11 protein-coding genes and 1 pseudogene are annotated in these 15193 nt (G+C 42.1%); 7 read left to right on the forward strand and 5 right to left on the reverse strand.

The window, feature by feature from the left end; translation table 11 throughout:
• Positions 1-6: 6 nt before the first annotated feature.
• From OCW38_RS17850 to OCW38_RS17860, 3 genes are read right to left on the reverse strand one after another with little or no spacing between them, the layout of a single operon-like run.
• Entirely contained in the window at positions 7-1362 is a 1356-nt protein-coding gene (locus OCW38_RS17850; protein ID WP_010429570.1) for an FUSC family protein, read from the reverse strand.
• Positions 1363-1371: 9 nt separating this feature from the next.
• Positions 1372-2238, reverse strand: a complete 867-nt coding sequence (locus OCW38_RS17855) for an HlyD family secretion protein (RefSeq protein ID WP_016785222.1) — start codon at positions 2236-2238, stop codon at positions 1372-1374.
• Positions 2239-2248: 10 nt separating this feature from the next.
• On the reverse strand, positions 2249-2461 hold the full coding sequence (locus tag OCW38_RS17860; RefSeq protein WP_010429574.1) for a DUF1656 domain-containing protein: 213 nt from the start codon (positions 2459-2461) through the stop codon (positions 2249-2251).
• Between the two features lie 472 nt (positions 2462-2933).
• On the opposite strand from OCW38_RS17860, the gene aspT reads away from it, so the two are divergent.
• The 7 genes and pseudogenes from aspT to OCW38_RS17895 all read left to right on the forward strand — a co-directional run bounded on the left by aspT (position 2934) and on the right by OCW38_RS17895 (position 11796).
• Positions 2934-4649 (forward strand): aspartate-alanine antiporter, encoded by a 1716-nt coding sequence (gene aspT, locus OCW38_RS17865; RefSeq protein ID WP_010429578.1) that lies wholly within the window; start codon positions 2934-2936, stop codon positions 4647-4649.
• 163 nt (positions 4650-4812) lie between these two features.
• A complete protein-coding gene (locus OCW38_RS17870; protein WP_016793687.1) occupies positions 4813-6411 on the forward strand; it encodes a bifunctional aspartate transaminase/aspartate 4-decarboxylase in 1599 nt (532 codons plus the stop codon).
• Between the two features lie 211 nt (positions 6412-6622).
• Positions 6623-7480 (forward strand): pyridoxal kinase PdxY, encoded by an 858-nt coding sequence (gene pdxY / locus OCW38_RS17875; RefSeq protein ID WP_016788242.1) that lies wholly within the window; start codon positions 6623-6625, stop codon positions 7478-7480.
• A gap of 218 nt (positions 7481-7698) precedes the next feature.
• Positions 7699-8871 carry a patatin-like phospholipase family protein gene (locus tag OCW38_RS17880; protein ID WP_016798008.1) on the forward strand — a complete coding sequence of 391 codons (1173 nt, stop codon included), beginning with the start codon at positions 7699-7701 and terminating at the stop codon, positions 8869-8871.
• Between the two features lie 16 nt (positions 8872-8887).
• Positions 8888-9314 (forward strand): annotated as a pseudogene (locus OCW38_RS17885) (hypothetical protein).
• Positions 9315-9469: 155 nt separating this feature from the next.
• Positions 9470-10375: a LysR family transcriptional regulator gene (locus OCW38_RS17890; RefSeq protein ID WP_016798010.1), complete on the forward strand. Its 906-nt coding sequence runs from the start codon at positions 9470-9472 to the stop codon at positions 10373-10375.
• A gap of 260 nt (positions 10376-10635) precedes the next feature.
• Complete coding sequence (locus OCW38_RS17895) at positions 10636-11796, forward strand: BamA/TamA family outer membrane protein (RefSeq protein WP_016798011.1); 1161 nt, start codon at positions 10636-10638, stop codon at positions 11794-11796.
• Between the two features lie 89 nt (positions 11797-11885).
• Here the strand turns inward: OCW38_RS17895 and OCW38_RS17900 are convergent, their stop codons facing one another.
• On the reverse strand, positions 11886-12443 hold the full coding sequence (locus tag OCW38_RS17900) for a PhnA domain-containing protein (protein ID WP_004730927.1): 558 nt from the start codon (positions 12441-12443) through the stop codon (positions 11886-11888).
• A gap of 227 nt (positions 12444-12670) precedes the next feature.
• Entirely contained in the window at positions 12671-15190 is a 2520-nt protein-coding gene (locus OCW38_RS17905) for a VolA/Pla-1 family phospholipase (protein ID WP_261896396.1), read from the reverse strand.
• Between the last annotated feature and the right edge of the window lie 3 nt (positions 15191-15193).

Here is a 15193-nt window from a genome sequence, read left to right on the forward strand (position 1 = left end):
TGAGCTTTAAGCGGTGACCTTCACCCTAAATAGATCAGTAAACAGCTTGGCTATCATTAAAATGATTAAGATATTAACCAACATTAATAGCGGTGTTTCAATTTGGTAAACGGGCGTAAGGTTGAGAGCTCCAGATGTCAGTACGACTAACAAATTAACACCTAGTATTCGATGCACCATGAGTTTAGGCGTGGCGAACACTTTCCATATCACCATAATGTTAAGGAAGTAGAATAGACCGAGCGCCCATAACTCCGTCATTGAGGGCATCACAAAGATGTACTGCAACAGAATCACCGATCCTGTGCCCAAAACACCATAGAAGGCATCCTTAATAACGCTTGGTGGCATTGTCGGCACCATAGAAGAGAATACACCGGCTAACATAGGAAAGATAAACCCGCCCGGCACTGGAAGATAAATCCAAATCAATAGTGATGTGATAAACATCGACACGCCTTGCAGCACTTTGCGCCCATCTTCATTCAAATGTTCAACAAACGTGCGATGAGCATGATGCCAAGAAACTTCTTTATGATCGCCCATTACATTGAGTTCGCCTTCAACAAGAGATTGTTCTGGTGTTAAGACATCGAACGTCTTCAAGTTCTTAATAATAACCGACCACTGGATACCCAAGTTAGGTTCACTGTTACTTTGTTTGATTAATGCATCTTGGAGATGCGCCATTTCATCGATACGCAAACGCCATGTTTGGATGTTCTCTTTAAGATGATAACTTCCGGTCAGTGGTAAATCTAAAAGTTGATACAGCTTATCAATATTTGCGGTGTTGCTTTCAAGTGCGGCAATATCGATGTCGTCTGATTTTTCCATTGCATCTAACAACGCTTGTTTACTTGTTTCGAAACGTTGTACAAAGTTGAGCTCAGTATTCACAGGCCACACGATGCGATACACAAAAGAGAAGACCACAACTCCTAGTAGTGTCTCTTGAAGCCTAAGAACAGCAAAGTGAAAGGTGGTTTGGCTATCAAACCCGCCCATGCATGAAACAATTGAACACACGGCAAATCCAATTGAAAAGATATAACCGTACTTCTCGTCGCTCGACATGAAGATACACACCCCAAGGAACAGCGTAAAAAATGCTAGAAACAAGAAACGATCTTGAGAAAACATGGCGATAAGGAAAAAGGCATAACCGGTCCCTAACAAGGTTCCCATTAACCGGTTATGGCCTTTGTTTATTGAATGGGCGAAGCTTTCGTTCAATGTCATCACTGCAACGGCTATCGCAGCCCAATAGGGTTTTTCCCAGCCAAACCACAACGCTAGGCAGATTGCAATAACGATAGACAGTGCGGCTTTAATCGCGTCTTTAGTCGATGCAGTGAACATTAGAACCACCTAGCTATTTTTGATTATTTTAATCGAGGCAGTCATACCAACACGCAGTTGTACGTCCTCAGGTATTTTGTCTAACTTAACTTTGATAGGAATGCGTTGAGCGAGACGTATCCATTGGAAATTTGGATTCACATTTGGCAATAAATCATTACCAGTGCTGCCGTCTTGCTTGGCAATACCAAAGCCAATACTTTTGATATGTCCTTCTAGTTGAACATTGTTGTGCATCATTAAGGTCACATAGGCAGTGTCCTGAACGTCGACGCCGACTAAATCAGTCTCTTTGAAATAACCTTCAATCCAAAAGCTATCTTCATCAATTAGCGCAACCACAGGTGAATTTGCGACGACTTGAGAACCCACGCGTAGGGTCAGGTTAGTAATATAGCCGTTAGTAGGTGCATATACCTTGGTGTACTCAAGGTTAAGATGTGCTTCTTCTACGTTAGCTTTTGCCAGTTCGACATTCGCGGCGCTTGTTTCTACCGCGTTGTTTAAGTTGTTTAGAGTAAGCACGGGCACGGCACCGGGCGTTCTTTTCTCTAAATTCAAGGCGCGTTGTTCTTCATTTTTGGCTTTGGCGAGTAGGGCAAACGCTTGTTTTTGTGTGGCAAGTGCTTTTCTGTAGGTCGCCTTGTAAATACTCGGATCGATTTCAAAAAGAAGATCGCCTTTTTTCACTTTAGAGTTGTCTTCGACATGTACTTCAATCACTTGACCCGTTACTCGAGGTGTAATCGAGACAATATAAGCACTCACTTGCCCGTCTCTGGTCCACGGGTTACTTGAGTACGACTGGTAATAGCTATAAACCACAGTTCCCGCAGCAGCCAATAATAAAAGTGTGATGAGATAACGTTTGATCAAAGTAAGTGCCTCAAAAAATGGTAATAAAATGGCCGATAGCGCCAGTAAAAATCACGATCAAGCTCAGTTCTGCTATTGCAGGAAAGGCGACGTACTTATGAAGGCCAAACCTGGTAGCGATTGACCCTGTTAGCATTGTCAATATGTAAGCCAGTGCGATAACCAATAACAGCGGTGGGAAGTAGACTTCACCCCACACAAGTTCATGTGGCATTGTGTTCATGGTTCTTTTCTCTATTTGTTTGATGAATACAAAGATAACGGAATTCGATTTATTGTGATAATCGCGTATAGAGGACCGGATCCATCAAAAAATCGACTTTACTAGGTAGCTATGCCAGCCATGTCTTTCTTTAGTATCGCAAGCCATTAGAACAAGGCCAGGTAGGTTACCGTTCAGGGTTTAAAAACAATTAATCGCAATTTATTTCGAAAATAACTCATTTCTGCTGGTGCCAGATGAATGCAGTTAAAACAACGACTTTAGAAGTAAATTACGCTTTAAGAGTTATCCAAATAGTCAAAGTGATGATCTGATCCATCAAATGAGATTACATATTAAAACCTTTTGTTCTTAATATTCGGTTCGAAGCAACGAGATGCTTTATTTATTTTGAATAATCCAACAAATATCATTATTAAGTTATTCGTTAGATTATTTACTCCTTATATTTAGTAACAAGAGTAAATTTGTCATGGACATTATTTCTAATCTGTTTGACATGGCACCATTTGTCGCACTATTTATTACACTCTCATTGGGTTATATGGTTGGTAAAATTACTATCGGCCGATTTGTTTTAGGCGGGGTAGCCGGAACATTATTAATGGGTGTAATTATTGGGCAATTTGGTGTTCAGATTGATCCCGGCGTAAAAAGTATTTTCTTTGCGCTCTTTATTTATGCTGTGGGTTATCAAGGCGGCGCGCAATTTTTTAAAGCCCTTAACTTCAGAACCATTAACATTCTGCTCTCTGCGGTTGTTATGACGGTTTCAGGCTTATTGTGTGTGCTTGCTGCCGCGTGGTTATTTGATCTAGATAGAGGTACAGCTGCAGGTCTAGCGGCTGGTGGCTTAACTCAATCCGCGATCATTGGTACTGCAGGCGATGCGATTGCACGTTTAGGCGGCGCATCTGAAGAAGCCAAGCACCTGATGCAAACAAACGTAGCGGTTGGTTACGCGGTAACATACATCTTTGGTTCTTTAGGACCAATCTTGATGGTGACTTGGGTATTCCCAACACTGATGAAATGGGACATTCGAGCTGAAGCGATAGCCCTAGAAGAGAAAAACTCTAACGGCAAACGCGATTTAGCAGAAGGCGAATTTAACGCAGTCACCGCTCTAGTGACACGTGCTTTTAAAGTAACTCACGACGATAAATTGGTTGGGAAAACGCTAGCACAACTGAATCAATCATCACTTGCTGCGTGTATCGAACTTATTGAGCGCGATGGAAAAGAGCTAAGTGCAGACAAGTTCACTGCGCTTAAAGCCGGCGACCTTGTTGTGGTTACCGGCCGTAGAAATGCGGTTCATGAGCTACAGAGCAAGGCACAAAGCAATGAAGTAGCATTACCGGAAAGCTATGAAGTTATTGAAGAAAATCGTCAACTTATCGCTGATAACCGCAAGCTAATAGGTCGCTCGCTAAAAGAAATCAAAGACAGCTCAAACGAACGCTCATTCCGTGGCGTGTATGTGACAGACTACATGCGTGCAGGTACTTCAGTGGCGATTACTGAAGACCTTATTGTTGAGAAGAACGATGTTATCCAGCTAACGGGTACCGCTCAAGACATTAACCGAGTTGAAAAATACATCGGTAAGCGCATGGGTTCTGCGACTATGACTGACTTCATCGTACTGGGTTTCGGTATGGTGTTGGGCCTTCTTATTGGCTTAATTAGCTTCAAGATTGCAGGCATTCCCGTCACGATTGGTTCTGGTGCAGGTTGTTTGATCTCTGGTTTACTTGTTGGTTGGTTACGTAGCCGAAACCCACATGTGGCTCAGTTCCCAGTGGGTGCAGCAAACTTCATTCGTGACTTTGGTCTAGCGGCATTTGTAGGTATTGTTGGCCTACAAGCAGGCCCTCAAGCGGTTGATACCATCAAAGAACACGGAATGTCACTTCTGTTCTTGGGTATGGCAGTCACCATCATTCCACAGATTATTTCATTCTTCTTCTCGTACTTTGTGTTGAAGATCAAGAACCCAGTAGAAGCTTTAGGTTGTGTGACTGGTGGTCGAAGTGCAAACCCAGCATTCGCAGCATTGATGGAGAAAACAGGCAATGCAACGCCAGTATTTTCGTTCACCGTGACTTACGCTGTAGCCAACGTGTTACTGACTCTATGGGGACCAATTATCGTCGGCATTATTACCGTTAATGCGGGTATGTAATTGAACCTAAGAATTCATTACAGATTTAAAAGAGACTAAAAAATCATCACCTTATTAAAAGACCTGCCCAATAACGAAATAGGGTAGGCCTGAATAATCACACTTAAGTAAAACACTTCATTCTAATTGAAAGTGTTTAAAATTAAATTATTAGGTAAATATCATGACTACACAAAATACAACTATCGACTTTTCTAAATTCGCTGATTTAAGCCCGTTTGAATTAAAAGACAAATTAATTGAAGTTGCGCAAACAGTGCCAGACCGTACTTTATTAGATGCAGGTCGTGGTAATCCAAACTTCCTAGCAACATTGCCACGTAAAGCATTTATTCGCTTGGGTGAATTCGCAGTAATGGAAGCGGAGCGCACATACTCTTACTTAGACGGAAGTTTTGGCGGCATTCCAGATGGTGTTGGTATTGTTGAGCGCTTTGATTCTTACGCAAACAACAATCAACAGAACCCAGGTGTTCAATTCATTGAAAAAGCTCTGAGCTACGCAAAAGATCGCTTAGGTATCGAGAAGCAAGTGTTCTTAAATGAGCTAGTGAATGCGTATTTAGCGTGTAACTACCCAGTACCACCACGAATGCTGACGAATATCGAAAGCGTTGTAAAACAATACATTGCAGAAGAGATGTACGGTCCTATGCCAATGACGACAGATTTCGATCTGTTTGCAACGGAAGGTGGTACGGCATCAATGACGTACACATTCCAAACCATGTTTCACAACGGTCTACTAAAGAAAGGCGATAAGGTTGCGTTAATCACACCAATCTTCACACCTTACCTAGAAATCCCTGAGCTTTCAGAATACGAACTTGAGATTGTAGAACTTCGTTTAGATGAGACAACATGGCAGCTACCTATGTCTGAAATCGAGAAGCTTGAAGACAAAGACATCAAACTGCTATGTGTGGTAAACCCAGCAAACCCTGCATCAGTGAAGTTCTCTGATGAGACTCTGAATAACCTTTCAGACTTCGTTAACACACAACGTAGTGATCTGTTCATTATCACCGATGATGTATACGGTACATTCGCAGACGATTTCGTTTCACTGTTTGCCAAACTTCCATACAACACGCTTTGTGTTTACTCATTCTCTAAGTACTTTGGTGCGACAGGCTGGCGCCTTGGCTCGATTGCGATTCAGCACAACAACGTGTTCGATGATGCAATGCGCAGCCAACCAGAAACTCGTCAGCTGGAACTGGATGATCGCTACAAGACGCTAGACCCGGAACCACGCGGCATTAAGTTCATTGACCGTATCGTTGCAGACAGCCGAAGTGTTGCATTAAACCACACTGCCGGTCTTTCACTACCACAACAAGTTCAAATGGCGCTGTTCTCATTGAACTGCCTAATGGACTCAGAGCAAAACTACAAAGAAGCGTGCAAACGTATTATTCGCGAGCGTTACAAAACTTTGTACAAAAATATGGGTATTGAAATTGAAGAAAACAAAGACCGTGTGGACTACTACACATTGCTTGAGCTCGACACTTTGGGTGGCAAATTATATGGCCCAGCTTTCGTTGAATGGTTCAAAGCGAACGAGAAGGGTAAAGACTTCCTGTTCCGCCTTGCACACGAAACTGGCGTTATCTTGCTTCCTGGCAAAGGTTTCGATGTAGTGCACGCCTCTGTTCGTGTATCACTGGCTAACCTGACTCACCACGAGTACGAACTGATTGGCCGCGCAACACGCAAGGTGTTAGACGAACACTTCGCTGAGTTTCAAGGCGAATAAGTTTTAGTCAAACTTAAAACTGAAGACTCGATTTTAAGTCAATGACGTTCAACTCACTAAGAATAAGCCTCGGCGATGTCGAGGCTATTCCGACCAAATAAGCACAGTGGTTAGAAGGCAAAAACTGCCTATCTTGACGTTCCGTTGTGTTTATTTAGTCGTCTTACCCTAGTAATCCAAAATCTAATTAAAATTGAAAAAAGAGCGGCGTATGAAAAGCATTATTTCTATTCAATCTCACGTGGTTTATGGGCATGCAGGCAACAGCTCTGTGGTTTTTCCAATCCAAAGAATGGGGCTCGATGTGTGGCCAATCCATACTGTACAGTTCTCTAATCACACTCAATATGAACAAGGTTGGACGGGGCAAACATTTAGTTCGGACGATATTCGAAACTTAGTTCGAGGCTTAGACAACATCAGTGCGTTGAAAGATTGTGGGGCGGTCTTATCGGGCTATCAGGGAAGTGCAGACCAATGCAAAGCGGTTGCCGAGGCGGTGAACCTCATCAAAGAAAAGAACCACAGTGCGCTCTATATTTGTGACCCTGTAATGGGAGACCCGGACAAAGGTTGCATTGTTGATGTAGGCGTTAAAGCGGCTGTTGCTAAGCATTTGCTACCTATAGCTGATGTGATCGTACCAAACCAATTTGAGCTGAGTGAATTGACCGACACCAAAATTCACTCGCTTTATGATGCGGTTACAGCCTGTAAGAAAGCTCTGGAGCTTGGGCCAAAAATTGTGCTAGTGAAACATCTACACTCATTACCGGACGACGCATTCAGTATGATCCTCGCAACGAAAAAAGCATGCTATTTAGCTCAACGACCGAACATCGAATTTGATAAACAACCGGTTGGTGTTGGCGATCTTATTTCGGGCTTATTTACTGCAGGATTAATGAAAAAAATGTCTCCGGTGGCTGCACTCCGTCACGCAAACAACGCCGTCTACGGTGTATTGGAGCTGACTAAGAGCTATGGCACTTGGGAACTACAAACGATTAATGCTCAATATGAATTTGTTGAGCCTACTCACGACTTCAACGTAGTTAAAATAGGCTAGAGCGTTTAACTCCAACAGTGTTTAAGACGAAGGCTAACAGGGTGACTATTCGATGGATAGCGTCCTACAAACGAGATTACGAGTTAAGCCCGATTCTAGCTATATTACGACCACAAAGAGATGGACTTCACTTTATCCTATTTATTAACTTCTCTGCTTTTTAATTTTATTAAACAGAGTCTCTGAATCACGTTAGAGAAAATTAAATGAGCCTAAATATGAACCGTCTAATCTCTTCGGGTCTTACCGTTGCTTTGTCATTTCTAGTAGTGGCTTGTAGTTCACCTCACACACTGGATGTACGCGTAAACAAAGACAATTACAAAGACGTCATTGTAGAAGATGCATCATCAGTAGAAGAGCCACTGCGTATTTGGGCGAGTGAGGCGCCAGACTTCTTATACTCTGCGGACGATCAAACCACGCCGATTACCGTATCAGGCGATCAACTGAACATCTTGGCATTGTCAGGAGGTGGCGCAAACGGAGCTTTTGGTGCGGGTATCTTAATAGGGCTTGAAGAATCAGGCCAACTGAAGGACTACTCGATAGTGACTGGCATCAGCGCAGGAGCATTAATGGCACCGTTTGTGTTTATCGGGGGAGATGCGTTTTCGAAGATGAAAGAAGTAATGTTGAACATCAATGATAAATCAGTGCTTGGAAAAAAGAACTTTTTAAATACTGTCTTTAAAGATGCGTTTACCGATGGAGAACACTTGTACCAGTTTATTGCTGAGGCTTTCCCTGAACCGATGATTGAGCAAATTGCAACGCAACATCGCAGCGGCAAACGTCTGTTTATTGGCACCACACATTTTGATTCTGGCGAGCTTGTCATTTGGAATGTGGGCGCAATAGCAAACAGTGAAATGCCAAATAAGTCTGAACTCATTTATAAGGTCTTGGCGGCAAGCGCTTCCATTCCCGGAGTATTCCCACCGCAGTTTATCAATGTGGAACATGAAGGTGTAATTTTTGAAGAGTTGCATGTCGATGGCGGTTTAGCGACTCAAGTGTTCTTCAATCCATCTAACTTCGATTATCAACAGATCTCAGATTCACTTGGGTTAGAGACATCACCACAACTCGATATTATTCGAAATGGCTCGCTGAAAGCACCGTATCACTCACTCAGAGATAAGGGGCTCGATTTGGTAGCAAAGAGCGTATCAAGCCTGACTCTTGCTCAAACACGTGGTGACCTATATCGAATGAAATACATCTGCGAAATCAACAATATCGATATGCAATTTACTTATATGGAACAAGACTTTAGTTATGCAAAACGCACCAAAGACATGTTTGATGAACATTACCTATTAACCATATACAAATATGGTTATCACAAAGCAGCACGCGGGAAACCTTGGGTAACCGAATTACCTTAGTTAGGGATATTAGAAAATGAGAAAAACAACATTAGCGATACTTTTAATGACAACGTCTACCTGTGTAATGGCCCAAAACGCGACCTTAATGGAACAACAGAAAGTCGATAATGATATGCTACAACTGGCCGACGTTCAGCAAGAAGCGGCGTTGATCATAGTTGAAGAAAATTCAGACTATGTGGCGATTGATTACATTGGTCTGTGGGTTGAAGTGAACAATTACGTTACACACAAAGAAGCCAAGCAACGCCAGCTTCAAAAAAAACACCAAAAAATACATTTACTCGCAAACGGGTGAAACTCTAGAGTCCATTGAGCAGCGTATTGCTGAACATATTCAAGCGGATCAACCTAGATATTTTAGTGTCGATGTTTACCGCAATTACCACGGTGATTCAGGCAACTTTAACTACTTGGCACGAATTATCGAATACATTTAAGTATTCGTTACACGTCAATGATAGAACCTACTGACTTAAGTAGGTTTTTTTTTAAACCAGACAAATTCATTTCACTATTATTATTCTGACAAAGTAGATATTTCGTCAACCTGTGATAATTTAAATACATAACAACTAAAAGTAAGCACAACAAAATGAATTTCAGCATTGAACAACTTCTCGCGTTTGTGACTGTCTATGACCAACTGTCTTTTAGCAAGGCTGCGGTAAAGCTTAACAAGCACAGAACAACAATCGGCCAGGTTATTACTAACCTTGAAGACCAACTCGCGGTAAGTCTATTTGAAAGGATTGGAAGATCGGTTAAGCCAACAGAAGATGGGCACCATCTCTATCACTATGCTAAGCAAACGATTGAACAAGCACGCACTTTCGACAAGGTAGCCTTGAGCTTGTCTTATGGCGGTTTGGAAAACATTACTTTTGCTTATTCAAGTGTGATACCTCATCAAATCCTTGTGGATATTCGAAAGAAGTTGCGTCGTGATTTCCCGATGATGCGAGTGAATTTTCTTGTACGAAATAAAAAAGACATTAAGCAAGGCCTTCAGAGCGGTGAGTATCATTTTGGATTGGTCAACGTGCATGACAGTCGTGGAATACACAGTTTTGATGCCACCTTTTTAGGCCATATAGAATTTTTTCCTTTCGTTCAAAAAAATGGTGAGTTTTCATCTTTGGCAAAAGAAGATGTACTTTTAGCGCTAAGAAATGCGAAGCAGTTTGTCTTAAAATCCTTCATTGAAGAAGGAATGTCCGAAAAAATAACCGTTAGTTCTGACAATGAAGAAGTCGACCAATTAGCGCTAGTTATCAAAATGGTTGAAGCAGGTCTAGGATGGGCACTTCTACCAAAAACGTTCGCTCATTCTGAATTTTCGCATTACGACATCGAACCTATACAATCGTCTGAAATGGAACAAGGATTTAAATTTGGCTTTGCACTATGGTGCCCTCATTCTAAACAAATTAGCGAAGTTAAGTCATCAGTATTATCAGTTATCAAAGAAAACGTAGAGCGATTGCTAAAGCGAGATTAATGAACCAATAACACAGTTTACTTGTTCACAGAGGCTCATTTATATGAGCCTTTTTCGTATTTGTCATCTTTAGAATGATTTGATTTTGTAGGGCTAGATCCTCCATATGAGAGTAGGGCAATGCCACAGTTTGACCTACTCTAACCCAGTCGATTAAGGACCCCCTTTATTGGCAATAAGTGTTTAATTTCTATGTTTATTGCAAGGAAGCAAACTTTCGGCCGGGTAATTACCCGGCCTTTTTTATTGAGGCCAATCTTATGAATCGCTGCGGCGGCTTTGCTCTTTTTTCTTGCTCTTTGCTTACGATAACACCTTCCTTTGCATCGTTTTATGATCCTGTTGATAGTCAATTTGATATGGGACATCACATTGCAGAAAATGCAACGGGGTTTTTACCTATACCTATACTAATTACCGAGCCTGCGGTTGGTTATGGTGGTGGTGTTGCTGGGTTGTTTTTACACGAGGGCGAAGAAGAAAAACGAATCCGTAAAGAAGCAGCGTTAAAGGCTATTGATGGTGGTGCGCAACTTGTTCCATCTGCGATGAGTGTTGTTGGTGCTTTAGGAACAGAAAATGAAACCTGGTTTGTTTTTGGTGGCCACAGACGTTCATGGATGAATGATTCAATTCGTTATACCGGTGGCGGTGGTTTCGGTGTTGCGAATATCGATTTATATAAGCAACTTTCTTTTGGTGGCAAAGAATTAGACTTGAAATTTGGCACATCAACGTCGGTCGCGGGACTTTCACAAAAGGTGCAATTTAGAATCGGTGATACACCTTGGATGATAGGTTTGAAACAGTTATTCGCCAAGTCTAAAGTTGAATCTGATAATCGTTTGGTCGACAAACTCATGGAGTTTACCCTAGGCACTGAATCAGTGACATCTGGTTTAGGTATTGAAGCTGAGTTCGATACAAGGAACAATTTGTTTTATCCAACAAAAGGATATCGATTCTCTGCAGACTACATGGTATTTGACGAGGTGATTGGTAGTGATTCAAACTATCGAAACTTAAATATTGAAGGGGAAGGTTACATTCCAGTGTCAGAAAAGTGGACACTTGGGTTAGCGGGTAACTATCAAAATTATGAGCAAGGTGATGGATTTGTGTCTCCCACAGCTAAGCCCTATGTTGAATTAAGAGGTGTGTCTTCATTTCGCTATCAAGGGGATGAAGTTGAAACCCTTCAAGGGCAGCTGAGTTACAGTATCAATCATCGTTGGAAAGTATCAGGCTTCTATGGTTCAGGAAAAGCAACGGAGCGAGCTGATCAAAGTAACAAGGTGAATGCGGGTGGAGTGGGCTTCAGATATCAAATTGCGAGACGTTATGGTTTACACCTTGGTATGGACTACGCGCAAAGCCATGAAGAACGCGCTATCTACTTTAATATAGGCAGTGGTATCTAGAACTACTAAATCGGTTTGATTTTTTCTAATAAAAAAGGCGCTAATTATTCATTAGCGCCTTTTTAGATTTTGTTCAGCTAAAAGAATAATTACTTTTTACGGCAGAACTCAGCGATTACGTACATTGATTGACCGCCGTTTGTTTTACCAGAAACAAGCTTAGGATCGTCACCAACGCTGATACCACGGATAACAGTACCTTGCTTAATCACTTGGTTAGTACCTTTGATTGGCAGATCTTTAATTACTGTTACGTCGTCACCTTTTTTTAGTTCAACGCCGTTCACATCAAGAGGCTTGTCATCAGCAGACATACCGATTTGTGCCCAAACTGATGTTTCTTCTTCAAGGTACATCATATCTAGCGCGTCTTGAGCCCAGCTTTCAGAGTTCAGACGTGTTAGTTGACGCCACGCCATTACTTGAACTGGCGCTTCTTGGCTCCACATGCTGTCGCTTAGGCAACGCCAGTGGTTGATGTCTTTAGGATCGTCAATCTCACCAAGGCATTTGTCACATACCATGATGCCGTGATCCACTGTTACGTGGCTGTGTGGCGGCACTGCGTATGCAGTAAGAGAAGAATCAGAACCACATAGTTCACATTTAGATTGGCAGCGTTCTAGCATAGTAGCTTCAGAAGACATAATGGACTCACATTTATTAGGTATTAAATTACGAGGCTATTATCCACTTTATTTACAATAAAGAAAGAGGTCGTACGGTATTCTGTCTTGATTAATTTTAGCTGAGATCAACCATTTGTGTTTTAAGGTTCTATGCAAACGGTTAACGAGGGAGATTGTTCGAACGACAGATACAAAAATGCCAGCGGTTAAGCTGGCATTAGAGGGTGGTTTATCTCCGTATGCGTCTACTGAACATTTTTAGAAGCATCCAGTAGAGTATCGTCTACTGCTAACGTTCCAGTAGCGTTACCTTGAGTAAGAGTAAACTGGATGATTTGAGAGGTCATTTCTGTATTTGCAGCAACATCTGTACCAGTAGTGCTCGCTGAAATTACAGTTGAATGCCCAGCTGAAGAGTTTGCGTCAAAGTAAGAAGCAACTCTCGTCCCTGAAGCATCGATTGCAGTATTAACCAAGGATAATTTCTTAAACAGTGGTTCAGTTCCGGCTGTTGGAATCTCAGCAACAGAGTTTGGTATTGTTCCATCACCATCTGCTTGAATACCAAGTACAGGTCCGGTAGTTGTAGATGCAATATTATATGGGTCAACGTTATCTAGAACTGTTTGCGCAGCATACATGAATGAAGTAAGAGTAGAGTCAATTGTCGCTTTAATTGCTTTATCTGAACTAGACGCACTGTCACTACTTAAGGTCGTGTAATACTCATTAAAGCAAAGGCCACCAGATTTACTCACTGGAACACAGTTACTTGAATAGTGTGCTTGGTACTCTGTTACACTTGATAGGCTAACGGTATGCTTGATCTCAGGAGAGAAAGAACCTGAGTTAAGCAAGAAAGGAGCAATACCACCACCTGGGTTAGCAAGGGTTGCACTTGTATAACTAAACATAGAATCGATAGCAGGGTTCAACACAGTATTACCTACCGTGTAAGAGTTGATTCCTGTAATAGCCCCAATGGAATGCCCAAATAGAGATACATTTGTTTTATCTAGGTTACTGAATGCAGCATCGGTAGCTGAATTTAAAGCAAATCGAACCCCAAGCCCATCAATTGCACTTTGGCGAATATTGTCTCGAGCAACAGGCAAGTACTCAAGATTCATGTATACGGTAGGTGACGTTGGTGTCGTCACGGCATCCGCACTTAGTGCGCGTTGACCGTGAAGTGGTTGATCAATAGCGATAATTGCATAGGGTTTGTATGGCGCTGTTCCAGTAAGTGCGCCGCCAATATGCTGAATCGCGAAAGCATAAGCACTCTCTTTGATACTAGTGATACCGTGTTGATACTGTAAAATTGGTAAACTACTGTCGATAGCTACTCCTTCAGGCACAAACATAACGAACGGCACTGACGTTACTGCTCGAATTTGCGGTACAGCGCTGTATTTAGTCATGATACGCGCGCTGTCTAACTGTTCTCCATCTGCGAGGGTTAACTTTTCTCCAATGAGTAATTGTTGGTACTCTGCTTGATAGAGTTGAGTAGTAGGCTCAGTAATCCCTAAACCTGCTAGCTGTGTAGCAACGGCTGTTTTGTCCGCGTCACTTCCTGAGCTGAGTACACTCAAGATAGTTAAAACACTAGGCATAGCACTGCGCCAAGGCGTTGTTTTCCATTCATCGTCTGTTAATGAATTAGACAAGAAATATGGCAGTTCAACTGTTCCGCGATAAACTTGAATAGAAGCAGCAGCTGGTGCTGAGAAGTTAGCGTTGTAACCAGCCGCTAATTGTGTAGCAGCATCGTCACCAAATGCGCTCTTAAACATCGCGTCAGCTTGTACAGCTGTAGCAAAATCCTGTTTCGCTCCATCAACTGTAAAAGTATATAGCTTATCGAGATCAGCTACCGAAATATTATTTGGATTCGCTAGGTTCTTCCATATATCAGAAGGGGTAACTGTGGGACTAATCGTTTGTGCAATTGCAGCTTTAGCACCGTTCATAACGTTACCAGCTGAAGCAGTCGTAAACCAAGATGAATAGATGATCTCATCTGAACTTGACACTTCACCATAGCCAGCGAATAACGCTTCAACTTGATGGATGATTTTTTGTGGTAAATCGAGCGAGCCTGCTTGGTCTATATCTGTAGTTTTTAAAGACGCGTAGGAGCTTGATGTTCCTAGTGGTTCATCTGCGCTATCAACAATTGAGTCAGTTAATGCATAGATGTAGTCAGAGCTAGGATCTAAACCTTTAAGAGGTAAAACTTGTATGGTCTTAAAATCGTTAGATGCCACTAAATAGTCAACTCCAGCAGTTAGCGCAGTAAAGTTAGACATTACACCGGTGCCCAGATCAACATCCACTTTAGCGACTTTTACGCCAGCATTTAAGTGCGCGCTAAACGGTGTCGTCCCCATCATTACGACATCATTCTTCAACGTTCTGTCATTAGAAAGGTTCACATTGATGGTGAACGGCATGATAGTACTCCAACCATCTGCTTCTCCCATCGCTACTTTTGGATCATTCAATAACCCCGTTGAATTTGAATCTAACGGAATGTTCAATGTGTGATCATTGGTATCGAATAGAAAGAAAGAGGGAAGAGGAACATCCGCTTCACTACCTAAAAGCGTAAAGCTAATTTTAGAACTTCTAGCCAATGACTGATTGATTGCATCGGAATAAGGTGCAGCCGTTGAATCGCCAGAGCTTTCACTGTTGTCCCCACAGCCAGCAAGAAGTAAAGCTGAGCATACGAGAGATAAAGAAAATTTGTTATTCATGTA

It is taken from the genome of Vibrio cyclitrophicus, assembly GCF_024347435.1.
In the GTDB taxonomy this organism is placed as follows: domain Bacteria; phylum Pseudomonadota; class Gammaproteobacteria; order Enterobacterales; family Vibrionaceae; genus Vibrio; species Vibrio cyclitrophicus.